General features: G+C 50.7%; 20 protein-coding genes. 13 read left to right on the forward strand and 7 right to left on the reverse strand.

Annotation, left to right across the window (positions count from 1 at the left end; translation table 11 throughout):
- Window positions 1-76: 76 nt before the first annotated feature.
- The 3 genes from ACJJIL_RS03395 (at window position 77) to ACJJIL_RS03405 (ending at window position 2986) form a co-directional block, all read left to right on the forward strand.
- Entirely contained in the window at window positions 77-1261 is a 1185-nt protein-coding gene (locus ACJJIL_RS03395; protein WP_444896224.1) for an iron-containing alcohol dehydrogenase, read from the forward strand.
- 62 nt (window positions 1262-1323) lie between these two features.
- The gene (gene msrA / locus ACJJIL_RS03400) at window positions 1324-1917 is read left to right on the forward strand and encodes a peptide-methionine (S)-S-oxide reductase MsrA (protein WP_445361206.1); all 594 of its coding nucleotides are present in this window, start codon (window positions 1324-1326) and stop codon (window positions 1915-1917) included.
- 25 nt (window positions 1918-1942) lie between these two features.
- A complete protein-coding gene (locus ACJJIL_RS03405; protein ID WP_444911430.1) occupies window positions 1943-2986 on the forward strand; it encodes an alpha/beta fold hydrolase in 1044 nt (347 codons plus the stop codon).
- A gap of 178 nt (window positions 2987-3164) precedes the next feature.
- Here the strand turns inward: ACJJIL_RS03405 and ACJJIL_RS03410 are convergent, their stop codons facing one another.
- The 3 genes from ACJJIL_RS03410 to pdxR form a co-directional block, all read right to left on the reverse strand.
- Window positions 3165-4097, reverse strand: coding sequence for an ADP-ribosylglycohydrolase family protein (locus ACJJIL_RS03410; RefSeq protein ID WP_444911429.1), 933 nt, complete (start codon window positions 4095-4097; stop codon window positions 3165-3167).
- 200 nt (window positions 4098-4297) lie between these two features.
- The gene (locus ACJJIL_RS03415; protein WP_444911428.1) at window positions 4298-5107 is read right to left on the reverse strand and encodes a right-handed parallel beta-helix repeat-containing protein; all 810 of its coding nucleotides are present in this window, start codon (window positions 5105-5107) and stop codon (window positions 4298-4300) included.
- A gap of 260 nt (window positions 5108-5367) precedes the next feature.
- Window positions 5368-6822 (reverse strand): MocR-like pyridoxine biosynthesis transcription factor PdxR, encoded by a 1455-nt coding sequence (pdxR, locus tag ACJJIL_RS03420; RefSeq protein WP_444911427.1) that lies wholly within the window; start codon window positions 6820-6822, stop codon window positions 5368-5370.
- Window positions 6823-6925: 103 nt separating this feature from the next.
- On the opposite strand from pdxR, the gene ACJJIL_RS03425 reads away from it, so the two are divergent.
- Window positions 6926-7525: a pyridoxamine 5'-phosphate oxidase family protein gene (locus tag ACJJIL_RS03425; RefSeq protein ID WP_445361207.1), complete on the forward strand. Its 600-nt coding sequence runs from the start codon at window positions 6926-6928 to the stop codon at window positions 7523-7525.
- Window positions 7526-7553: 28 nt separating this feature from the next.
- Here the strand turns inward: ACJJIL_RS03425 and ACJJIL_RS03430 are convergent, their stop codons facing one another.
- Both ACJJIL_RS03430 and ACJJIL_RS03435 read right to left on the reverse strand, forming a co-directional pair.
- Window positions 7554-8528 carry a S41 family peptidase gene (locus tag ACJJIL_RS03430; protein ID WP_444911425.1) on the reverse strand — a complete coding sequence of 325 codons (975 nt, stop codon included), beginning with the start codon at window positions 8526-8528 and terminating at the stop codon, window positions 7554-7556.
- A gap of 2 nt (window positions 8529-8530) precedes the next feature.
- Window positions 8531-9001 carry a MarR family winged helix-turn-helix transcriptional regulator gene (locus ACJJIL_RS03435; RefSeq protein WP_444911424.1) on the reverse strand — a complete coding sequence of 157 codons (471 nt, stop codon included), beginning with the start codon at window positions 8999-9001 and terminating at the stop codon, window positions 8531-8533.
- 264 nt (window positions 9002-9265) lie between these two features.
- Between ACJJIL_RS03435 and ACJJIL_RS03440 the strand changes: the two genes are divergently transcribed.
- The 3 genes from ACJJIL_RS03440 (at window position 9266) to ACJJIL_RS03450 (ending at window position 13336) form a co-directional block, all read left to right on the forward strand.
- A complete protein-coding gene (locus ACJJIL_RS03440) occupies window positions 9266-12118 on the forward strand; it encodes an ExeM/NucH family extracellular endonuclease (protein ID WP_445361208.1) in 2853 nt (950 codons plus the stop codon).
- 456 nt (window positions 12119-12574) lie between these two features.
- Window positions 12575-12943, forward strand: coding sequence for a hypothetical protein (locus ACJJIL_RS03445; protein WP_445361209.1), 369 nt, complete (start codon window positions 12575-12577; stop codon window positions 12941-12943).
- A gap of 30 nt (window positions 12944-12973) precedes the next feature.
- Entirely contained in the window at window positions 12974-13336 is a 363-nt protein-coding gene (locus ACJJIL_RS03450; protein ID WP_413663152.1) for a VOC family protein, read from the forward strand.
- Between the two features lie 66 nt (window positions 13337-13402).
- Here ACJJIL_RS03450 and ACJJIL_RS03455 read toward each other — a convergent pair whose 3' ends face one another.
- Window positions 13403-14665: a 6-phosphofructokinase gene (locus tag ACJJIL_RS03455; protein WP_282931458.1), complete on the reverse strand. Its 1263-nt coding sequence runs from the start codon at window positions 14663-14665 to the stop codon at window positions 13403-13405.
- Between the two features lie 287 nt (window positions 14666-14952).
- Here ACJJIL_RS03455 and mpl point away from each other — a divergent pair, with 287 nt between their 5' ends.
- From mpl to ACJJIL_RS03475, 4 genes are all read left to right on the forward strand, one after another.
- Window positions 14953-16335, forward strand: coding sequence for a UDP-N-acetylmuramate:L-alanyl-gamma-D-glutamyl-meso-diaminopimelate ligase (gene mpl / locus ACJJIL_RS03460; RefSeq protein ID WP_282931459.1), 1383 nt, complete (start codon window positions 14953-14955; stop codon window positions 16333-16335).
- Between the two features lie 31 nt (window positions 16336-16366).
- Complete coding sequence (locus ACJJIL_RS03465; protein ID WP_444891899.1) at window positions 16367-17029, forward strand: flavin prenyltransferase UbiX; 663 nt, start codon at window positions 16367-16369, stop codon at window positions 17027-17029.
- Complete coding sequence (locus tag ACJJIL_RS03470) at window positions 17019-17306, forward strand: Rdx family protein (RefSeq protein ID WP_445361210.1); 288 nt, start codon at window positions 17019-17021, stop codon at window positions 17304-17306. The genes ACJJIL_RS03465 and ACJJIL_RS03470 overlap by 11 nt, the downstream gene beginning before the upstream one ends.
- Window positions 17307-17424: 118 nt before the next feature.
- The gene (locus tag ACJJIL_RS03475; protein ID WP_445361211.1) at window positions 17425-20007 is read left to right on the forward strand and encodes an efflux RND transporter permease subunit; all 2583 of its coding nucleotides are present in this window, start codon (window positions 17425-17427) and stop codon (window positions 20005-20007) included.
- 72 nt (window positions 20008-20079) lie between these two features.
- Here the strand turns inward: ACJJIL_RS03475 and ACJJIL_RS03480 are convergent, their stop codons facing one another.
- On the reverse strand, window positions 20080-20361 hold the full coding sequence (locus ACJJIL_RS03480) for a peptidylprolyl isomerase (protein WP_282931463.1): 282 nt from the start codon (window positions 20359-20361) through the stop codon (window positions 20080-20082).
- A gap of 188 nt (window positions 20362-20549) precedes the next feature.
- Between ACJJIL_RS03480 and ACJJIL_RS03485 the strand changes: the two genes are divergently transcribed.
- On the forward strand, window positions 20550-21131 hold the full coding sequence (locus tag ACJJIL_RS03485; RefSeq protein ID WP_282931464.1) for an LON peptidase substrate-binding domain-containing protein: 582 nt from the start codon (window positions 20550-20552) through the stop codon (window positions 21129-21131).
- 96 nt (window positions 21132-21227) lie between these two features.
- Window positions 21228-22511 carry a glutamate-5-semialdehyde dehydrogenase gene (locus ACJJIL_RS03490; protein WP_444934046.1) on the forward strand — a complete coding sequence of 428 codons (1284 nt, stop codon included), beginning with the start codon at window positions 21228-21230 and terminating at the stop codon, window positions 22509-22511.
- Window positions 22512-22538: the final 27 nt, after the last annotated feature.

Consider the following 22538-nt stretch of genomic DNA (forward strand, 5'->3'; position numbering starts at 1 on the left):
AATTGTCTGCCTGTTTTCCGAAAGGTCACAGCCTATTTTTAATATGCAAAAGTGACAGAACGTCAGAGAGGAAATTGTGGATAAATACCATGTCAATTGGAATTATCCCACGACCGTTTGGGTTGGCCCCGGTCGCATTACTGAATTGGCTGAAGCTTGCCTGGAGCTGAATATTCACAAGCCTCTGTTAGTTACTGATCCTACAGTCGCCGCATTGCCACTGATCGATAGTGCGATTAACCCATGCCAACAGGTGGGTCTGGAAGTTAGCGTTTTTTCCAAAATCAAAGGTAATCCCAATGAGATAAATATCGCCGATGGGGTGGCCAAGCTGCGTGAGCAGAAGTGCGATGGGGTCATTGCCTTGGGCGGGGGCTCGGCCCTGGATGCGGGCAAAGCCATTGCCCTTATGGCGGGACAGCAGCACAGTATTTGGGATTTTGAGGATATTGGCGATAACTACAGGCGTGTGGACCCAGAGGGTATTTTACCGCTGATTGCCATTCCCACGACGGCTGGCACAGGTTCTGAAGTTGGCCGGGTTGCGGTAATTACCGATGAGAAAGCACAGGTTAAGAGGCTGATTTTCCATCCGCGCATGATGCCGGACATCGTTATTCTCGATGCTCAATTGACAATGGGGTTGCCGCCAGACCTCACCGCAGCGACGGGAATGGATGCGCTGTCACACAATCTCGAGTCTTTTTACTCCCCTCAATATCATCCTATGGCCGAGGGAATCGCCCTGGAGGGGATGCGCCTGATCAAGGAGTATTTGCCTCGAGCTTATGCTATAGGCGCAGAACTCGAGGCGCGTCAGCAAATGTTGGTAGCTTCCTGTATGGGGGCTACAGCTTTCCAGCGGGGCTTGGGCGCTATCCACGCCCTGGCACATCCATTGGGGGCCCTGTATGACAAGCACCATGGTTTGTTAAATGCGATATTGATGCCCTACGTTCTGATCGCCAACCGTCCAGCCATCCAGGTGCCTATGGGGCATCTGGCACTTTATCTACAACTGGCCGGTAATGAGATGTTTGATAGCGGATTTGATGCGGTACTCAACTGGTTGCTCGGATTGCGCAAGCAGCTGGGGATTCCCCACAGCCTGTCGGAGATTGGAATTGATGATACTGATGCCGACAGAGTTGGGAAAATGGCATCGGTGGAGCCTTCCGCTAGTACTAACCCAATGCGTTTTAACGGGATAGAGTATCGGGATATTTTCTTGCGCGCCTGTGAAGGTACCGTCACCCTGTAATAAATCCCTGCGAATAGACGACAGAAGAGAATGTGTTCCATCGACAATCGGTAAAGGACTGAATGATGCGCAGTATTATTGCTCTCTTGTTCCTCTCATTGGCCAGTATTTCCCTGGCTCAGGATTCATCGAATATTCGCACGGCTATTTTCGCAGGAGGGTGTTTCTGGTGCATGGAGCCGCCTTTTGACAAGGTCGATGGCGTTTTGGAAACCACCTCAGGATACAGCGGTGGCCATGTCAAAAACCCGACCTATGAACAGGTATCTTCCGGTGGTACGGGGCATGCGGAAGTTGTTCAGGTAAAGTACGATGCGAATAAAGTCAGCTATTCCGACTTACTGAATATTTTTTGGCACAACGTTGACCCTTTTGATTCTGGTGGTCAATTTTGCGATCGCGGTGACCAGTACCGAGCCGAGATTTTTTACGACAATCAAGAAGAAAAGGTGTTAGCAGAGGAGAGCAAGAAAAAGGTAGAAGCGGAGTTGGGTAAAAAGGTGGTGACACAAATAAAACCCGCTGCAACCTTTTATCCCGCAGAGGCCTACCATCAGGACTATTACCAACGTAATCCCCTGCGTTACAAGTACTATCGCTACCGCTGTGGGCGTGATAAGCGCTTAGAGGAGGTCTGGGGGAAAGCGCCAAGTTAACGGATTGCCTCTCCGCAGGGTGAATATGGCACCGAGTCCCACTTTGTTTGACGGGGAAGTCCTGGAAACAATCAATGATTTTCCAGTGCTTTACCGTTATATTTCGGCGGTTAGTACCAATCCGCTAATGGTATTTATTCCAGGCACAGCACATCTAGCGCGTATTTTCTACGGCTATCCCGGTGGCCGCTCAGATGATTTTATAAGTCACTGGGTTAATCGAGCGGGTTTTCCCTTCCTTGCTATTTCTTACCCTGTGGAAAATGCCGTTTTTTGTAGTACTCACCCGGAGTTTACAATTCAAGATTGGGGAGATCAGGCTGCAGAAATTATTGCCAAGATTTTGTCTGAATATAACCTTCCAAATTCGGTAGTGGTGTGCGGCTGGAGTATGGGAGGGAAAATCGCTGGGGCTCTAGCGAGGGCGGCGAAAGCCTTGAATTTTTCGATTGAATGCTTTGTGGCTATGGCCGCAGAACCCGCATTGCCGGGCTTTCTTCCCGAAGCTAATGCCAAGGCCATCGAAATGACAGTTGATGGGATGGCCAGTCGAAAGGGCATATATCCTGCCTTTTTGGCCGCGCTTGATGAGCAGAATTCCTTAAACCAACACACAATTATTCCCAAAGATATCTATCGGGAGGCGTTCCTTGGAGCAATTCCCATCGCGCTTATTGGCACTGGATTAATGTATGATGGGCAAGGGTTTAAGGAAGATCTTTCCAGGGCATTGAAAACGGCAAACACCTTTGATTTCTTGGACTATCCAATTCCCGTTGTTATTCAGAGTGATTCAATGGGGGATTTGGAAAACGTGCTGTGCAATATTGATGATTGGGCATTTATTCGCAATCGAGTTCTTGCCAGTAAACTTTTAGGAAGTGCATCTCCAGAGCAGATTCCAAGGGAAAGGTGGGAGCTAGTACAGCTTATTATCCGCTCGTCTTCCGCTTATTTTTCACAGACCGTTACAGGTAACCATTTCTTCTTTGTTGGCGCTATTGGGGCGCGCACTACTGTTAAAAGTATCGAAAAGCTTTTGGCCAGGGTGAGAAGTATCCAGTCCTAATAAAGCACTTCTTAATAGCCTCATGGTGCTCTGGTTAAGTTGTCAGAGATTTTTAAATTAACATTTTGGTTATTTTACGATCCGCTCTACTTGTTTAAGGCTTACTACTGGGGTGGAAGAAAAGAATCACCATAGGGTCCAAGCACGGTGTATTCTTCCCTTCTCCCTTTTTAGTAGGCTATGCGGGTTGTAAGGCTTGTTCATGCTGATATTGGGTGAAATAGAGTTTCTCAGAAAGCTCGGTAATAAAATCGATGTTTTCGACCTTGTCGGCCATACTTTCCATTCGGTCTTCTCCATTTAATGCCCCCCAGATGCTAGCAGCCATGGCACCCAAGGTATCTGTGTCACCACCTAGAGAAAAAATATTAGCTAATACAGACGTTAAAGGAGAGTTTCGATACTTAAGTCCAAAGTAAATGGCGGTGATACAGGACTCTGGCGCGGTAATGCCATTACCCAGCCATTGCTTGATTTGCTGCGGATGTGGGATCTTCTGGTTAAACAGTAGAGTCGCACACTTTTCCAGTTTGCAGCGATATATTTCGGACTTACAGCTTACTTCCAGTTTGTTCAAAATCTCTCTGTTTGAGCGATCTTGCAGGGATTCACAGATGGCGATAGCGATCAAGTATGCTCCCTCGACAGCAACTGGATGGGCGTGGGTGATTTCAGACACCGATTGTACATATTGCTTGAGGCGATAGTCATTTTGGGGGTGGCAGAGGGCAATAATAGGTGCCCTCATGGCGGCCCCATTGCCGATAGAACCGTGCTTAAATTTTTTTCGGTTTAAATCTTGCCAGCGTTTACCATCCCTGACGCCTTTGAGTAGTTTCGCTGCACTGGGACCATATCCTCTGCTCCAGCGATAACTTTGGGCAAATTTTTTGGCTATGTGGTCCTGATCAAGGTAATTATGTTCAAGAAAGGAGGTCGCAATATCAATAGACATCTGCGTGTCATCGGTGTAACGCTTTCTACCCTGTTCGGTTTTCCCGATAATTTTCCAGAGTTGTCTTTCTAGAATGCCACCCTCGTACGGGGCGCCAAATGAATCGCCGATGGCTATTCCTTTAAAGCAACCTCTGTATTTACTGAGCTTTATCATTTTTTGATTTCAATACCTTACTCTCAGGGGAAGTCGCTACTAGCTATAAGGACCACTATTAATTGCTGTTATAAGTAATAATTTTATTCTAGAAAACATCTATTGGTAGTTAATGGCTTGCGAGTGGAAGGATTTTATTTTAGGTAAGAGCGAGCCGATATTTAAAGCTAATCGGCTCGCCACTAAAGTCGCTATATCATTTAATTAATACAGGCATCGTTAGCACTGCCAAAAGTGTTTCTAATCCATACATTGCCAGTGCAAGCAGGGTGGTTGTGGTCAGCAAGATCTGCGCCAGCATTATTTTCTGCGGTATTGCCAATGATCAAGTATCCGACTTGCCCCAGTCCCAACATCATAATGCCGTTAACGCCGTTATTATCTGATAGATTGTTGGCAACAATGCCGCCATCCCCACTATCAATTACAATCCCACTCGACATATTGAGAATCGTCTCATTGAATCTGATGAGAGTATTGTCACCAACGATCTTTATTCCTTGGAGACCGTTACTTGATGCAACAGAGTATCTCACACGATTACCGTCACCCATAACGCGTATGCCCATACCCCCATTGCCGCTAGCATCGGAGGCTTCAACAGTATTGCCTGAACTCCAAAGGGCGATTCCTGCAATAGAGTTTGATGAAGCAGTGATATCAAAGATTTGATGGCTGCCATCGCCTTCGGCAGATACGCCATTGTTACAGTTTGTGATAGTGCTTCCACCAACAGTATCCTCAAGGACTCTATCGCTGTCTTTCAATTGAATGCCAATTCCGCTGCCATCACAGCTGAGGTGGTAACCCGCCATATCGAGTGATCCGCCAGCATCTATCACGAGTGCAGGATGGCTTGCGCAGCCAAGAATATCGCCGGTAAGTGATTCTGCGGTTGTAATGGTATCTCCACAGCTGACAGCTGATGCGACGGCGGAGAGCGATAGTGCTGCAATACCGGATACAGCGAGCAATGATGCTTTTATAGAATTCATATTTCTATTTTTCATATCAAATTTCCCTAATTATCTGAGTAATTAAAAAAGAGAGTGAACACCCAAAGCCATGGAGATTGTGACCTAGGTTTGGGAAAGAACCATAGGAAATTTTTCCTAATTTATTGGGTTTTATTTGATATTTTGGTGATAATAGATTGTTTTTATTCTATTAAAATATTTACTTTTTTATTTTAGGTGGAGGTGCTTAATGCTGGTGCGAAAAATGAAGAAGCCGGCATTATAAAAATAAGCGTTGTTTGGGTGTGCAATGGCTACTTTTTAAGATTTTTTGCGAGAATCTTTACGCAATCTGCCCTCTGTTCGAAAGTTGTATTGGCAAACCCGAGCACCAACCCTGAATCTTCATTTTTATTGGAATAGAAGAGCGATAGTGGTGTGCTGCCAAATCCGTATTCGCGTAGTTTTTTTGAAAGGGTGATGTCGTCGTGTCCCGGCGTGGATATAACCAAGTGCATACCGGCACTACTGGCAATTAGTCCGGCTGGAGGTGGTATTTCTTCTCGAATAAGCTGACAGAAATGTTCCCATTTCTTCATATAGCTAGAACGCATTTTGCGAAGATGTCGCACAAAATGCCCCTCATCGAGAAAGTCTGCCACGACAGCTTGTGTGACTAAGGGGGAGTGGCCAGATAACATTTCTTTTGCTTGGGTAAATGCCGCTACTGTAGATTTAGGCACCACTAAATAGCCCAATCGTAGGCTGGGTAGTAAGGTCTTACTAAAGCTCCCCATGTAGAACACAGGTGTATTTTCTCCCATGCCCTGGAGTGCCGCGACGGGTTTATGTTGGAATGAAAACTCACTGTCGTAATCATCTTCAATTATCCAGCAGCTCGCCTGTGTCGCCCAATCCAACAGTTTGATCCGTTCACCTGCGGGCATAACACCACCCATTGGGTACTGATGTGTTGGCGTAGTAAAAAGTAACTTGGCTTGGGTTGCACTATTGACCAGCTTATCAACATCCAAGTGCTTATCTTTCAGGTTCGCTGGTACGAGCTTTGCTCCAACAGATTGGAAAGCTACTCGAGCACGGCGATATCCCGGGTTTTCTATATAAACCTTGTCTCCCTGGTTAATCGCGACCAGTGCACATAGATTCAGGGCCTCCTGAGCTCCATTGGTAATAATAATTTGTTCAGCCTTACAGCGAACTCCCCGGGAGTTGCGCAAGTATTCCGTAAGTGCTAAACGCAAAGGTAAATAACCTTGGCTTTGCCCGTAACCTGCAAGAGCTAACCTGGATTGGTGGCGGCGGTATAATTTATTCCAAATAGTGAATGGAAATGAGCTTAGATCCGGTAGGCCGGGGGTGAAGGGAAGAGATTGATCTTCACTTTTCTTACCCCAAGATAAAGTCTGTGCAAAATCACCATAGTGAGAAAGTGATGGTAAGTACCTACTCTTCTGTGCTTGCCAACCCTGCCTGTGTGTTTTCTTTGTGTAGGCCGGCAATTCGGGAGATACAAATACGCCTTTCCCTGGATGGCTGGTAAGGAAGCCCTCCGCTTTCAGCTGGTCCAGAACTAATGTCACCGTATTGCGGCTGATAGAGAGGAATTCAGCCAACCGGCGCGAGGAGGGGAGCTTGGTACCAGCAGCCAGCCGGCCGTTGCAGATCCAATCTACCAATTGTCGATACAACTGTTCCTGTAGCGGCTGGCCTGATTCGAGAGTTAGGTCTGTAAGCTCGGCAGCACTCAAAACTGGCACCATGAAATAGTTAAAACTGGCGCTTATCAGCGTACCAGCAAGATCCTACATTGGCGATATCTATTTCATACCAGAGTGAATTAAAGGAGGTTTTATGAATTTACATTCGCCAATCTCTGATGAATTGCCAACCTCAGCAAAGAGTCGTGTACGTCGTGCTCCCAAGCGTGCCAGTTATCGGCGAGAGGATGTTTATAAGCTTATCGATGAGCTAAAACTAGGCCATGTCGGTTTTATTGAAGACGGTGAAGTCATCATTATTCCTTTAACCATTTGGCGTCTGGGGGAGTTTTTGTATTTTCACCTGGCTAACAAGAGCCGGCTACAAAAACTATTGGAGGCAGGAGAACAGGTCTGTATTTCATTTGCCCGCTGCGATGAGTGGGTACTGGCCAAGTCAGCTTATCATCACAGTGCTAATTATCGCTCTGCGGTATTGTTTTGCCGAGGTGAGAGGGTCAAAGAGCAGCGGGAATTTGATGCGGTTTTTAAAGCGATTATTGACGATATAGAGCCGGGGCGCTGGGATCAGGTGCGCCTCCCCAGCCTACAGGAGCGCAAGGGAACAGCTTTGATGCGCCTGACTATAGAGGAGGGGGCTTTCAAAAGCCGAACTGGCGCGCCATCCGATAATAAAGAGGATTTGGCTCTGCCTGTGTGGAGCGGGGTCAAGCCTGTGTGCCCGTTTCGCTAGTGCTCAATTTAGCAAAGTAAAGGGAGCCTTATAGGGCCTCTGCCACTACTTTTAATGCGATTTGAATGATCTCCTGCTGGCCGGCTTCAATATCGGGGATAACACCCTGTCCTTCCCAATTGGGGCGGCTGCCGGCAATCGTAGAAACCGGGCGTTTATCTGGGATACCGATTTCAAAGCCATAGGGGAGGGATTTGGGGGACTCCATCATATGTGCCCCACCGGCGCTGGCATTACCGACAATCGTGGCTCGGCCCAGCTGTTGTAGTGCGAAGGCGGTACTCTCAGATGCAGAGAAGGATCTCCCATCAATCAGAATGACCATTGGTCTGTCACTCCCATAGGTGGGCCAGGGTTGAGGTGAAATACGTTTCGGTATTTCTCTCCCCTTGCGGCTTTCAATAACAAAGGGAAAGGGAGAATGGGGGTCAATAAATGACTGCAGAACAGCATTGGCGGTTTCTTCGTCTCCGCCGCCATTACTGCGTAAATCGAGTATTAGGCCCTCGCTGTGGCGAAGCAGGGTGAAAGCCGCAGCGAGGGTTTGGTGGGCATTTTTATAGGTGTGGAAAGAAGAGAGGGAAAGGTAGCCAATGTTACCGGGAAGAATCTCAATTTTCTTAACGCCGTAGTTATTGCTGGGCGCTTCAGCCTGCCACTGTTCAATCCAATTGTGGGCTTCTTTTTGGTTATCTATATGCTCTATATAGAAATGCTTATCACCGGAAAGGGTGCGAATTTCTTTGGTAAGTGCGCTGGCTAATTGTTGGTAGTCACTACAAAGATGATTAAAGTGTTTGGATTCTGCCAGGCTATTGAGTTGAGCGGATAGCGCCTGTCCTTTTTCCTCCAATATATAGTGCTTCTGAATAGCTACTGCAGCAGCTTTAATAACCGGGCCTGTCTCAAACTGGCAGGAACTCATTGCGCCGGAACTTGCCGCGAGAGACATGGAAAAAAAACTGATTAATACCGCTAAACTCATCTTGAGTTGGCGTTTCATATTTATGTAGCCTCTATTGATAGATTTTCTTGTATCCGCTCTAAATAAGGACGTTTCTCTAAAGCTTGAATTGCTTGATTGAGCAGCTCTGATAGTTCTGTCGGTAATTCGCTATTGAGGGACTGCTCAGCTTCCAGAGTTGCTATCCACTGCTGTTTTAACTTGGGTATCAACGCACTGCCTTTGCGGGTCAAGCGTATTTTGCGCTGGCGAGCATCCTCTCCAGAAGAGGTCTGTACCAGCCCTTGCTTAATCATGTCTTTTACAGTTTGACTCACTGCGGGCTGGGAAATGTGGGTGCTCGCTACCACCTCACTAATGGTGATATCTCTCTTGTGGATAAGTGCACGCATTATCGGGGTGTAGCGGGGTTTGTAATTCTCCAGGCCACAGGCCCTATAGCTCTCTGCTACATCGCCATCCAGTAATTCCAGAATGTGACGAAGCTGAGTCCCCAGTTGGCTGTATTTCATAAAAGCTGTTCCATAAGCACTTATATAAGTGACTATATAACTTTTGGCGAACTTTTCAAGCTTCTTTGCCGCTATTCATCACCCCGTACAAATTCTTTGGCGCTTTTTTTGCATTGTGTGGCGAGTTTGGCGGGTTCTGTGTGAAATGGATTTTTGAACAAAGAGCTGAAATTTAAATTTCATATTTCATTCATCGAACTTTAGGAATTAACCGCCAATCTTTGCGCCGCGTGATCTGTGTCAGGTACGAGTGAAGAGAACATTATGAAAGAGATTGGCTTGGCTGCCCTTGCAGCCCTGGGGTTACCATTTTTGGCTGAAGAGGTCCAAGCCAGCGACCTCATTATTTCTGAATATATCGAGGGCAGTAGCAACAATAAGGCCCTTGAAATTTACAATGGCACGGGTGCAGCGGTTGACCTCAGTAGCTACAGCATTGAACTTTACTTCAATGGCTCCTCTGCGGCGGCTTCAATCATCGCCCTAAGTGGCAGCTTGGCAGACGGCGATGTTTACGTATTCGCCCACGCCAGTGCTGACTCCTCAATCCTGTCAGTAGCCGATCAGATTTATACCAGCGGCCTGTTTAACGGGGATGATGCGGTTGCCCTGAGTGGCCCCAATGGATATGTGGATGTTATCGGCCAGATCGGTGTTGATCCCGGTAGCCAATGGGGCGACAGCAGTCTGGGGACCCAGAACCAAACCTTAATTCGCAACTGGAGTGTGAGCGAAGGCCGTGCCGACGGCAGTACGGATTTTGACCCAGCTTCAGAGTGGTCTAGCGCAGGTCAGGATGACTTTTCCAACCTCGGCTGGCACAGCGAAGACGGCACTGGTGGTGGAGATGACGGCGGTGATGACGATGTTGTTCTCGGCGATTGCGGAGATATTTCTACGTTAATCAGCCAGGTTCAGGGTGATGAGTTTGAAAGCGCTCTGGAGAATGAGCGCCACGAAATTGAAGCGGTTGTTGTTGGTGATTTCCAAGATACCAGCACCGGCCTTTCCGGCTTCTTCCTGCAAGAGGAAGACAGTGATCAGGATGGCCAGATCAACACCTCTGAGGGGCTGTTTGTACACGACAAAGGCTTCGGTGTAGATGTGCAAGTCGGAGACTTGGTTCGCGTCGGTGGTGTGGTTACTGAATACTATGACTTTACCGAATTAGATGAGGTTGATGGCGTTACGGTTTGCGGTAGCGGCTACAGTGTCACTGCCGAGGAAGTCTCCCTGCCGTTTAGCTCTGCTGAAGAGCAGGAGCAATACGAGGGTATGTTGGTTGAGTTCCCGCAAGCCCTGATGGTGAATGACCACTATAACCTGGGGCGCTATGGTGAAGTCACCCTGGCTAATGGCCGTCTCTATATTCCTACCCACAACAATGAGCCTGGGGTTGCAGCCGTAGCACAAGAAAGTGCTAACGATCTGAACAGGATTGTGCTGGACGATGGTTCCAGCGTGCAGAACCCGGAAGCGGTGCCGTACCCGGTCTCCGGTCTCAGTGCCAGTAATACCTTACGCAATGGCGACACGGTAGAGGGATTGCGCGGAGTAATGGGGTATAGCTACAGCGCCTACCGAGTACATCCCGTGGAGGCGCCAGAATTTGTTGCTGCCAACCTGCGTGAAAACGCTCCACAATTACCGGGTAAGGGCAGTTTAAAGATCGCCAACTTTAATGTTCTAAATTATTTCAATGGGGATGGTTATGGCGGCGGTTTCCCCACCTCCCGTGGGGCTGATACTGAAGAAGAATTCCTGCGCCAGAGACATAAAATTATCTCTGCTATTTTAGGCCTGCATGCCGATGTAGTTGGCTTAATGGAAATTGAGAACGATGGCTACGGTTCGGAAAGTGCTATTCAGGATTTAATTAATGGCCTCAACACCGCTACTGGTAGTGAAAACTATCAATTTATTAATCCAGATCTGACTCAACTGGGCACCGATGAAATTTCTGTGGGGCTGATTTATCGCAGCGATCGGGTAATGCCTGTAGGCGCTGCTGCGACAACTGATAGCTATCCCTTTGATGACGGTAACCGCCAACCACTACTACAAGCTTTTGCCGAACTATCAAGTGGTGAAGAGCTGGCCGTGGTGGTCAATCACTTTAAATCAAAGGGAAGTTGTCCTGACGATGGCAGTTTGAACGATGATCTGGGTGATGGACAGGGCTGCTGGAACTCGCTGCGCACCGAAGCCGCAGATGCCCTGGTTTCATGGATTGATTCTGACCCGACAGGTAGCGGCACCGATCGTGTTCTGGTGCTCGGTGACCTCAATAGCTACGCCCGCGAAAACCCAATTAGCACTCTAAAGGACGCTGGCTACGCTGATTTGTTGGAGGTTTTCGGTGAAGGAGAAGCCTACTCCTATGTCTACAGCGGTGAGTCCGGTTACTTGGATCACGCCCTCGCCAGTGAAGCTTTGGCTCCTCTGGTAACAGGTGCGGCCGATTGGCATATCAATGCCGACGAGCCTCGGGTGCTGGATTACAACATCGAGAATAAAACCGATGAGCAGGTGGAGAGTTTCTACTCGGCTGATGCATTCCGCGCTTCAGATCACGATCCGCTTGTGATTGAACTGGATCTGGGGGCAGATAACCAGGAGCCGGTTGCTGGGTTTGAGTGGGGTGTTGAAGGCTTCGAAGTGAACTACTTCGACAGCAGCGTCGATACCGATGGCACTATCGTTAGCTGGGCCTGGGATTTTGGTGATGGCACTACCAGTAGTGAGCAAAACCCCAGTCATAGCTACGATGCAGCAGGCACTTATTCAGTAATCCTCCAGGTTGAGGACGATAGGGGAGCGATCTCCACTGTTGAGCAGCTTGTACCACTTGAAGAAGTTGTTGATCTCCGAGCTGATTTTAAAGTCCACACCTTCCTGCGCTGGGTGTGGGTTGAAGAGCGCAGTAGTTACGATGGCGACGGTAACCTGAGCTATGAGTGGGACTTTGGTGATGGCACCAACCGCTCCGGCCCCATGGCACTGCATCGCTATGCCACCGGTGGTAGCTATGAAATTACCCTGACTGTGAAAGACGATTTCGGTAATGAAGATAAAGCCTACCGTGAAATTGAGATTCGCAAGCCGTTTTGGCACTGAGATGGATATCAACAACAATAAATAATTAACTCCACATATTGAACGGTCGGATATTAAGGCAAGAGATATTCGGCCGTTTTCTTTCCTCCCCATGTTAATTACGTATTTTTCATCTTTACCTCCTTGGGCATATGCCCGAGTGTTTCACTTCCTCGTTTTCATATTGGTAGCCCGGCAAGACTCCATTGCGAGTCATTAAAATCTTTATTATACGGATCATTGGAGGGGAAAGTGTTTGTGCGTGCCCGATCCCTGAATTGGAAAAAGACTTGAATAAAGTGCCTAAGATGTCTTCCTGGAGTATTGAGATATCACTGGGGCCTATCAGAGACGTATCAAAATACATAAATATTTAATGCAAAGAGTGTCGTTTTCAGTCAGCGTGTGTTTTATTGCTTCAGGTAAATCAGTTACTAGTGATCAGCGAAGCTATTAAACCACTGGGGGAGACATAGTTTGCAGGCATTTAAGACATTGGAAGGTTTAAGCCTGGAATGGACCGGCACCCACTATTCAAAGCAAGGTGATTTCCCCGACCTTTCTACCCACACGGTAACCTATGAAACCGCGGCACATTGTTACGTTACGGCGTCGGGAGAGTTAGTTGGGGAAGCTTCATATACCTATGAAGCCATGGACGATAGGATGGCGGCGTTGATTTATCGGCCTGATATATATCAGGGGCGAAAAGGTGTGGTGCTTTATGCGATGCTCGATTTTGTACAGATGATGGATCGCGCCATTATTCTCTATCAGGATCGGCCACTAGCGCTGGCAAATGGCAGTTTTCAGGTGGTGAATACCCCTGTGCGACCTACAGCCTGAAAATTGAAAAACAAGGAAAATGGTGAGCTTATGAGAGAGTGCGAGAAAATTAATTATATTGAGTTGCCCTCCAGGGATTTGGGTAAGACAAAAGCATTCTTTACCGAGGCATTTAATTGGACTTTTACCGATTACGGTCCGGAGTACACCGCTTTTTCAAATGCGGGATTAGACGGTGGCTTTTTCAAGGCAGAGTTGCAGAGCACTACCGAAAATGGATCTGCATTAGTGGTGTTATACAGCCGCGACCTGGAGGGTACCCTGGAAAAGGTCACGCGATGCGGAGCCGAAATAGCCAAGCCAATTTTCCCGTTTCCCGGTGGCAGGCGCTTCCATTTTAGGGAACCTTGCGGCAATGAATTTGCGGTTTGGTCTGATGTGGAGTCTGCGTAGAGGCGTTTACAGAAAAAAGCCCCCGATTTTACTCGGAGGCTTTTGGGAGACTGGCAACCGTTTCTATTAAGCTTCGAAATCGGTACCCAGCTTCTTTTCCACCAGCTGCTTTTTCAGGGTGGCGTACTGGGGAATGCCATTTTTGTAGGGAGGGTAGTCCTCGCCTTGAATCAATGGCAGCAGGTACTTGCGTCCCTCTTCAGTAATTCCAAAGCCGTCTTCGCTGATATATTCGCGCGGCATAAATTTTTCTACGTTGGCGACTTCAGACAGCGGCGCCTCTGCGATGGACCAGCTGTACTCTTCACCTTCTGCGCGAATAATGGCAGGCATAATGGCATTTTTGCCTGCTACAGCCATTTCCACTGCGGCGCGACCTACGGCGTAGGCTTGCTCAACATCGGTAGCAGAAGCGATATGGCGGGCGGCGCGCTGGAGGTAATCTGCCAGGGCCCAGTGGTACTTCAGGCCGAGTTCGCTTTTGACCATGTTGGCCAGGGTCGGTGCAACACCGCCCAACTGCTTGTGGCCAAAGGCGTCGGTGGTGCCGGCATCGGCGAGGAAGGTGCCGTCGCCGTACTGGGCGCCTTCGGAGGCGACGATAACGCAGTAGCCTTTCTCGTCTACGGTCTTTTGTACCTTGGCGAGAAACTTCTCTTTATCGAAAGCGATTTCCGGGAACAGGATAATATGGGGTGCATCGCCTTCCTGTTCTTGGGCCAGAGCGCCGGCAGCGGCAATCCAGCCCGCGTGACGGCCCATCACCTCGAGAATAAATACCTTGGTGGAAGTAGCGCACATGGAGGCCACGTCCATGGCCGCTTCCTTGGTGGAAACGGCAACATATTTGGCAACGGAGCCAAAGCCCGGGCAGTTGTCGGTCAGGGGCAGGTCGTTATCCACAGTTTTGGGAATATGGATGGCCTGGATTGGATAACCCATGGTCTCGGACAGTTGGGATACTTTCAGGCAGGTGTCTGCGGAGTCTCCACCACCGTTGTAAAAGAAGTAGCCAATATTGTGCGCTTTGAAGACTTCGATCAGGCGCTCGTATTCTGCGCGGTTCTCTTCCAGGCTCTTCAGTTTATAGCGGCAGGAACCAAAGGCACCGGAAGGGGTGTGGCGCAGTGCAGCAATATCCTCTGCGCTCTCTTGGCTCACGTCGATCAGCTCCTCGCGCAGCGCGCCGAGAATACCGTTTAGCCCTGCGTAGACATTGCCAATCTGGTCCGGGTTTTCACGCGCAGCTTCAATTACGCCGCAGGCGGATGCGTTGATCACGGCGGTAACGCCACCGGACTGCGCATAAAAGGCGTTCTTTTTCGACATGGTTATCCTGTGCTTATAGAGATATAGAGAAGTATCCCGATCCGGTAGTCCGCCTCGCATCTAGTTTTAAACATTTGTGCCAGTGGGGATAACCGGGAGCTCGTATCGGGTGTCGACCCTTTCGGGAAAATTCCTACCACCGTACCGGGGATGAGGCCGACCAATGCGGGGGCGGAGTCTAATGGAATAGCGAGTAAATTGCATGGTAACTGGGGTATTTGGCAATTACTGGCCCGAATTGCCGTGTTAAGCTTGCGCCGCAACCCGTAGGAGTACATTTTTCCGCTATGCATATTCATATTCTAGGTATTTGCGGCACATTTATGGGCAGTTTGGCCCAACTGGCGGTGGCGGAAGGGCACCGCGTAACCGGCAGTGACGCCAATGTTTATCCACCTATGAGCACCCAGTTGCAACAGGCGGGTATCCAAATTACCGAGGGCTATGATCCCGCACAGCTGGAGCCCGTCCCGGACCTGGTGATTATTGGTAATGCCATGTCCCGGGGAAATCCGGCGGTAGAGGCGGTGTTGGAAAAAGGGTTGGCTTACACCTCTGGCGCCCAGTGGTTGTGCGATCATTTCCTGGGTGGCCGCTGGGTATTGGCGGTTTCCGGAACCCACGGTAAAACCACCACCGCCAGTATGCTGGCCTGGATTTTGGAAGCGGCAGATATGCAGCCCGGCTTCCTGATTGGTGGAGTTCCGGCTAATTTTGGTGTCTCTGCTCGTTTGGGAGAGTCTCCCTTCTTTATTGTCGAGGCGGATGAGTATGACACTGCCTTTTTCGACAAGCGTTCCAAGTTTGTGCACTACCGCCCGCGCACGGTGATTATCAACAATCTCGAATTTGACCACGCAGATATCTTTGAGGACCTGGCGGCAATCCAGAAACAATTCCATCACCTGGTACGAACTGTGCCTGTTAGCGGCCTGATAGTGGCCTCTGCCGAAGAGAATGTAGAGCAGGTGCTTGATAAAGGCTGCTGGAGTGAAGTGCAGCGGGTTGGCAGCGAGTCTGCCGAAGGTGTGCGAGTGGGTGATTGGTGCGCAGTGGATATTGCCGCCGATGGCAGCAGTTTTACGGTTCAGTTCAAAGGCGAAGCTGTGGCGCGGGTCGAGTGGGACCTGACCGGGCAGCACAATGTGCAAAATGGCCTCGCGGCTATGGCTGCGGCGCGGCATGTGGGTGTCACCCCAGATTTGAGTGCGGCAGCTCTGGCACGCTTCCAGGGGGTTAAACGCCGTATGGAGTGCCTGGGAGAAGTGGCCGGCATCCGTGTTTACGATGATTTTGCCCATCACCCTACCGCGATTGAATCCACCCTCAATGGTCTGCGGGCGAAGGTAGGGGAGGATAAAATCATTGCCCTGATTGAACCGCGTTCCAATACCATGCGTATGGGAGTGCACCAGGGCAAGCTGGCCGACTCCTGCTCCGGAGCCGATATGGTGCTCTGGTATCAGCCTGAGGGAGTTAACTGGTCCCTGGAAGACGTCGCCCACCACTCATCGGTGCCGGCCAAAACTTTTGATTCGATTGAAGATGGTGTGGAATCTGTGTTGCAGCTAGCCGATTCCGGTAGCCATATCGTAGTGATGAGCAACGGCGGCTTTGGCGGTATCCACCAGCGCCTTATCGGTGCCCTGGAACAGAAATACGATCTCTAAGTCAGAAGACTAATGTTTCCTGCGCAGTCCTATGCTCGCAGGGCTTAATAAGGTATCGACTTTGCATCAATCCTCTTTCGAAAAGACCGTGACCCTGGCTATGACCGGGGCCTCCGGCGCTCAGTATGGTTTGCGCCTGTTGCAATGCCTGCTGGCATCGAATGTGCGCGTGTGGTTGCTGTTGTCTGAGGCGGCTCAGGTGGTCATCAACACCGAAACTGATATGCAGTTGCCGGAGGGCGATGAGCGCGAGTTGCAGAATTTCCTCGCCGATCGTTTTGCCGCGCAGGAAGGCCAGCTGACCCTTTTCAGCAAGCGCGATTGGTTTTCCCCGGTGGCTTCTGGAACCGGGGCGCCAGCCAGTATGGTGATCTGCCCGGCAAGTGGTGGCACCTTGTCTGCGGTGGCCTGTGGAGCATCGAACAACCTGATTGAGCGGGCTGCGGATGTAGCCCTGAAAGAGCGCCGCCAGCTCATTCTGGTTCCCCGCGAGGCACCTTACTCCGAGATTCACCTGGAAAATATGCTGAAACTCACCCGCATGGGGGCCATGATCCTGCCGGCCAGCCCTGGCTTTTACCAGAGGCCCAGTTCGGTGGAAGATATTGTGGACTTCGTGGTGGCTCGACTGCTCGACCAGTTGGGCATCGAGCAGAAGCTGTTGCCCAGCTGGGGAGAGCAGGATGGGCAATGAGATAAAACCGAGTATTACGATTCACTACTGTGTGCAGTGCAACTGGATGTTGCGAGCCACCTGGATGGCCCAGGAATTGCTGCACACTTTCGCCGATGACCTTAATCAGGTTGCATTGCAACCGGGTACTGGGGGAGTATTCGAGATTCGGGTTGGCGAAATTTTGATCTGGGAGCGCAAGCGTGACGGCGGCTTTCCCGGTGCCAAGGAGCTCAAACGTCGCGTCAGGGACACCCTGTTTCCCGAACGCGACCTGGGGCATATCGACAATCCCTGAAAAAAGTTCCAATAAAACGGTGCGGTGGCAAATTTTAGGTTTGCTAATTCATCGCATAGGCGAACAATATGCGCGCCGCAATGCGGCCAGTTTTTAGTTTGGAAAGAAGCGGAAATTTATGCTGTCAGCTTTACAGAAGTCTTATGAATACTTGGTGACCAAGCGGCCCGCTGTGGTGTTGGTGGTTATCGGCCTGTTAACCCTGCTGGCAGCCCTCGGATTGTCCCGCCTGAAGATCGACGCCTCTGCCGATTCCCTCACTCTGGAAGCTGATAAATCCCTGGATTATTTCCGCGAGATTTCCGAGCGCTATGCCAGTGGCGACTTCCTGGTTGTCACTTACCGCTCCAAGACTGGGGACCTGTTCAGTGATGAGTCCCTGGAAACCCTGGGCAAGTTGCGGGATGAATTGGCCAAGGTAGATGGTGTGTCCAGTGTGCAGAGCATTCTCGATGTCCCACTGCTGTACAGCCCCAAGCTGGTTCTCACCGATATCAGCGATGAGGTGCGCACGCTCGCCAGGCCCGATGTCGATCGGGATATGGCCCGGCAAGAGTTCCTCTCAAGCCCGATTTATCGGGAGTTGATCCTGAGCCCGGACGGGCAGACGACAGCCATTCTGGCGAACCTGAAACTGGATAGCCGCGGCATCGAGATGGTGCGCGAGCGGGATGCTTTGCGCAGCAAGCGCAATACAGAGGGACTGACTCCAGAAGAGGCCGTTCGCCTGGAGGAGATCAGCGCGGTCTATCTGGCCCATCGTACTGAGCAAGAGAAAATTGCCCACCAGCGCGTCGATACCGTGCGTGCAATTCTGGCTGGCTACAACGGCGAAGCGGAGCTGTTCCTCGGTGGTGTCACCATGATTACCGCCGATATGATCTCGTTTATTAAAAGCGACCTGCTGGTATTCGGTGTGGGGATCCTCGCTTTTATCGTGATTACCCTGTTGCTGATTTTCCGCCAGCCGCGCTGGGTGCTGTTGCCGCTGATGACTTGTGTTACCACTGCGGTGGTGATGCTGGGGCTACTCGGCTGGCTGGATTGGCGACTGACAGTGATCTCGGCCAACTTTGTCGCACTGTTGTTAATTATTACCTTGGCAATTACCATCCACCTGGCGGTGCGCTACCGGGAATATATTGCCCAGAACCCGGATTGGAATCTTGAAAAGCTGGTATTCCAGACAGTGCGCTTTATGGCCAAGCCCTGCCTGTATACCGCACTGACCACCATCGTGGCTTTTGTGTCCCTGGTGGTGAGCGGCATTCGCCCGGTTATCGATTTTGGCTGGATGATGACGATGGGTGTGACTGTGGCTCTGCTGCTGTCGTTCCTGATTATTCCCAGTTTCCTGATGGTGCTGCCGAAGCGTGTGGGCAGTGTAAGTGCAGATAACTCCCACGCATTTACCCTGCAGTTTTCCCGCTTTGCCGAGCGCCACAAGTTTGTGGTGCTAGGTATTTCACTGCTGGCAGCCGTCGTGAGTGTAGTGGGCATATCCCAGCTGAAAGTGGAAAACCGCTTTATCGATTACTTCGATGATTCCACGGAAATTTATCAGGGCATGCTGGTGATTGACCGCCGCCTGGGTGGCACTGTGACCTTGGATATTATCCTGGATCAGCCCGAGGAGCAGGAGGCAGCTTTCGAGGGAGAAGAAGATCCCTTTGCGATGGAAGCAGAGGAAGATCCCTTCGCTGTAGAAGAGGACCCCTTTGCCTCCGATGATCCATTTGGCGGTGAAGAGGAGTCAGTGGAGCAGAGCTACTGGTTTACGGTTGCCGGTTTGGCAAAGCTGGAGCAGCTGCATGATTACCTGGAGGAGCAGCCGGAGATAGGCAAGGTTCAATCTCTGGCGACCCTGTATAAAGTTGCCGTGGATCTGAATGGCGGCCCCCTCAATGACTTTGAGCTGGCGGTGGCCAATACCAGCCTGCCGGCCGAAATTCGCTCCGTTCTGGTAGACCCCTATTTATCCGTGGAGAATAACCAGGCTCGTATCACCCTGCGGGTGATGGAGACAGACCCCACCCTGCGTCGCGATGAGCTGATCCAGCGTATCTACAACTACGCTCACAATGAGATGGGCATAGCTCCAGAGAATGTTCATCAGACCGGCCTGTTGGTTCTGTACAACAATATGTTACAGAGCCTGTTTAAATCCCAGATCCTGACCCTGGGTGCTGTTTTTGTCGGAATCCTGCTGATGTTCCTGGTGCTATTCCGCTCTCTGTGGATTGCTCTGATTGCACTGGTGCCAAATATGCTGGCGGCCTGTGTGGTACTTGGTGGTATGGGGCTCGCGGGTATTCCGCTGGATATGATGACCATCACTATCGCCGCGATTACCGTGGGTATCGGGGTGGACCATGCGATTCACTACCTGTATCGCTTCCGCGCGGAGTTTGCCAAAGATGGCAATTATCTGGCGACCATGCATCGCAGCCATGCGACGATTGGTCGTGCCATGTTCTACACTGCGATCACGATTATTGTCGGTTTCTCAATTTTGGCGCTGTCGAAGTTTGTTCCGTCGATCTATTTCGGTCTCCTCACCGCGCTGGCGATGTCCGCCGCACTGTTGGGTTCCCTGACACTTCTGCCCCTGTTGCTGGTGATGTTCAAGCCCCTCGGTCGTCAGAGGCAAGCTGATAAAGTTGAGCCCGAGGCACCGATGCAGGAGGCGCCCAGCGCCTGAAGCGAAGGAATTTGAAATATAAAAAAAGCCGGGATAACCCCGGCTTTTTTATGTCTGCTTAACAGTCGGGACTCAGTCTTGGCGGCTGGTAATTTCCAGCAAGTGGTAGCCAAACTGGGTTTTGACTGGGCCATGTACCTTATGCAGCTCTTCGGAAAATACGACCTTGTCAAATTCGGGAACCATCATTCCCTTGCTGAAAGAGCCCAGGTCACCGCCGGAACGGCTAGAGGGGCACTGGGAGTACTGCTCGGCAATTTTACCGAAGTCAGCGCCGTTCTCGATTTGCTGTTTCAGGTCCTGGCACTGCTGTTCATTTTCAACCAGGATATGGCGAGCGGTTGCTGTAGGCATGAAAAATCTCCGTTTGGTCAATTTACCGCAGCAGCTTAAAGGCTGGGTGTTGGGCTTGCCAGCGACAATTACCGCAAAGTGGAAAAACTTGCTTGCAATCCAACCGGTTGGCGGTAAAAAGTCTCTTAACCTGCCGCAGAGTTCCCTAGGGCGATGTTATCTTTAGGGCACACAAAAAATAATGAGTGATGACTTTGCAACAGATACCCCTTTTTCCCCTGAGTGTCCCTCTATACCCCGGCGTGACTTTGCCCCTGCGGATTTTTGAGCAGCGCTATATTCACCTTGTCAGTGAGTCCATGAAAACCAATAGTGGCTTCGGCATTGTTTTGATTCGCTCCGGGGGCGAAGTGGGGCGCGCTTCAGTATGGCCTCTCGGTGTTTATGTCGACATCGTGGATTGGGGGCAGGGCGAGGGAGGGCTGCTAAATGTGGAGGTGAAAGGTCGGCGTCGCTTTCGCATTGTCCACACCCGTCGCGCAGAAGATGACTTGCTTCTGGGGGACGTGGAATGGATACCAGATGAAGATGAAAAGCCGATTCCAGCGGATTGCGATGGTCTTCTGTCGGTGTTGGAGGAGTTGAAGGAGCGGGCACAGACGCTATCACTTAAATTTGAGCCGGTGGAGTCTGCGGACTCACTATCCTGGCAATTGGCTCAGCTTCTGCCATTGGAAGATAAGGTTCGCACCGACTTGCTAGCGGTAGAAGATCCTCTTATGCGGCTTGCAACCATTGCCGAGAACCTGGACCGTTGGACGCGGGAATAGCTAGATATAAAGCTGTGGGGCCCGGTAATCGGCACTTTCAACCGGGTCTCGCTGGGTTATACTGCGCGGCCGACCGGATTTTGCACGGAGAGCCAAGTGACCGCCACAGACACCGCTGATCAGCAATCCACTCGCGCCAAGCTCGAACAAATGGGGCGCGCAGCCCGTACCGCCGCCAAACAGATAGCTGCTGCGGATACCTCCACCAAAAATAATGCTCTTAAAGCCATCGCTGCCCAACTGGAGACACAGCGAGTATCTTTACTGAAGGCCAATGCATTGGATATGCAGGCCGGTCGCGAGCGCGGCCTGGATGCGGCTCTTCTGGATCGTCTGGAGCTTAACGATGCCCGCATCGATGGCATGATCGAGGGCTTGGTGCAGGTGGCAGAGCTGCCCGACCCGGTGGGAGAAGTTGAAGATTTACGCTATCGCCCCAGCGGTATTCAAGTGGGCAAAATGCGTGTGCCCCTAGGGGTGGTGGGCATTATTTATGAGTCCAGGCCCAATGTGACCATTGATGCAGCGAGCCTGTGCTTAAAATCCGGCAATGCCACAATTTTGCGTGGAGGCAGTGAAGCGCTGCACTCGAACAAGGCAATTGCCACCTGTATTACCGCCGGCTTGCGCGAAGCGGGTTTGCCGGAAACGGCGGTGCAGGTTGTCGATACCACCGATCGAGCGGCGGTGGGTGCCCTGATCACTATGCCGGAATATGTGGATGTGATTGTACCCAGGGGCGGAACCGGCTTGATTGAAAGGGTCAGTCGCGAAGCCCGGGTGCCGGTAATCAAACACCTGCACGGTGTTTGTCATGTGTATATCGATGATCGGGCTGACCTGGACAAAGCTTTCGATATCGCCCTCAATGCCAAGACCCATCGCTATGGTGTTTGTAATGCCATGGAAACACTTTTAGTTGCCGAGATGGTTGCGGCGGATATACTGCCGCGCTTGGCTGGTGCCTACGAAGACAAAGGGGTTGAATTGCGCGGTTGTGACCGGACCCGTGAAATCATTGCTCACTGTGTAGCGGCGACAGAAGATGACTGGAGTGAGGAATACCTTGCCCCGGTTCTGGCTGTGCGTGTTGTTGCGGATATGGAAGCGGCTATGGACCATATTGCCTGTTACGGATCCGGCCACACCGAGGCAATTGTCACCCAGGATTACAGTCGCAGCCGCCGTTTTATGAGTGCTGTGGATGCCAGCTCAGTGATGATTAATGCCTCAACCCGCTTTGCTGACGGTTTCGAGTACGGCTTGGGGGCGGAAATTGGTATCAGTACTGATAAAATCCACGCCCGCGGCCCGGTTGGCCTGGAAGGGCTCACTTCGCAAAAATGGATTGTGTTCGGAGATGGCCATATCCGGCAATAAGCACTTTTCCCTTTGGGGCAGCGAGTG

This window comes from Microbulbifer maximicatervae (SeqCode) (assembly GCF_052468095.1).

Bases quoted from the DNA above. Each gene is read 5' to 3' on its own strand.
- msrA (WP_445361206.1), top strand. From the start codon at position 1,324: ATGATGCGCAGTATTATTGCTCTCTTGTTCCTCTCATTGGCCAGTATT.
- ACJJIL_RS03405 (WP_444911430.1), top strand. From the start codon at position 1,943: ATGGCACCGAGTCCCACTTTGTTTGACGGGGAAGTCCTGGAAACAATC.
- ACJJIL_RS03410 (WP_444911429.1), bottom strand. From the start codon at position 4,097: ATGATAAAGCTCAGTAAATACAGAGGTTGCTTTAAAGGAATAGCCATC.
- ACJJIL_RS03415 (WP_444911428.1), bottom strand. From the start codon at position 5,107: ATGAAAAATAGAAATATGAATTCTATAAAAGCATCATTGCTCGCTGTA.
- ACJJIL_RS03425 (WP_445361207.1), top strand. From the start codon at position 6,926: ATGAATTTACATTCGCCAATCTCTGATGAATTGCCAACCTCAGCAAAG.
- ACJJIL_RS03430 (WP_444911425.1), bottom strand. From the start codon at position 8,528: ATGAAACGCCAACTCAAGATGAGTTTAGCGGTATTAATCAGTTTTTTT.
- ACJJIL_RS03435 (WP_444911424.1), bottom strand. From the start codon at position 9,001: ATGAAATACAGCCAACTGGGGACTCAGCTTCGTCACATTCTGGAATTA.
- ACJJIL_RS03440 (WP_445361208.1), top strand. From the start codon at position 9,266: ATGAAAGAGATTGGCTTGGCTGCCCTTGCAGCCCTGGGGTTACCATTT.
- ACJJIL_RS03450 (WP_413663152.1), top strand. From the start codon at position 12,974: ATGAGAGAGTGCGAGAAAATTAATTATATTGAGTTGCCCTCCAGGGAT.
- ACJJIL_RS03455 (WP_282931458.1), bottom strand. From the start codon at position 14,665: ATGTCGAAAAAGAACGCCTTTTATGCGCAGTCCGGTGGCGTTACCGCC.
- mpl (WP_282931459.1), top strand. From the start codon at position 14,953: ATGCATATTCATATTCTAGGTATTTGCGGCACATTTATGGGCAGTTTG.
- ACJJIL_RS03465 (WP_444891899.1), top strand. From the start codon at position 16,367: ATGCTCGCAGGGCTTAATAAGGTATCGACTTTGCATCAATCCTCTTTC.
- ACJJIL_RS03470 (WP_445361210.1), top strand. From the start codon at position 17,019: ATGGGCAATGAGATAAAACCGAGTATTACGATTCACTACTGTGTGCAG.
- ACJJIL_RS03475 (WP_445361211.1), top strand. From the start codon at position 17,425: ATGCTGTCAGCTTTACAGAAGTCTTATGAATACTTGGTGACCAAGCGG.
- ACJJIL_RS03480 (WP_282931463.1), bottom strand. From the start codon at position 20,361: ATGCCTACAGCAACCGCTCGCCATATCCTGGTTGAAAATGAACAGCAG.
- ACJJIL_RS03485 (WP_282931464.1), top strand. From the start codon at position 20,550: ATGACTTTGCAACAGATACCCCTTTTTCCCCTGAGTGTCCCTCTATAC.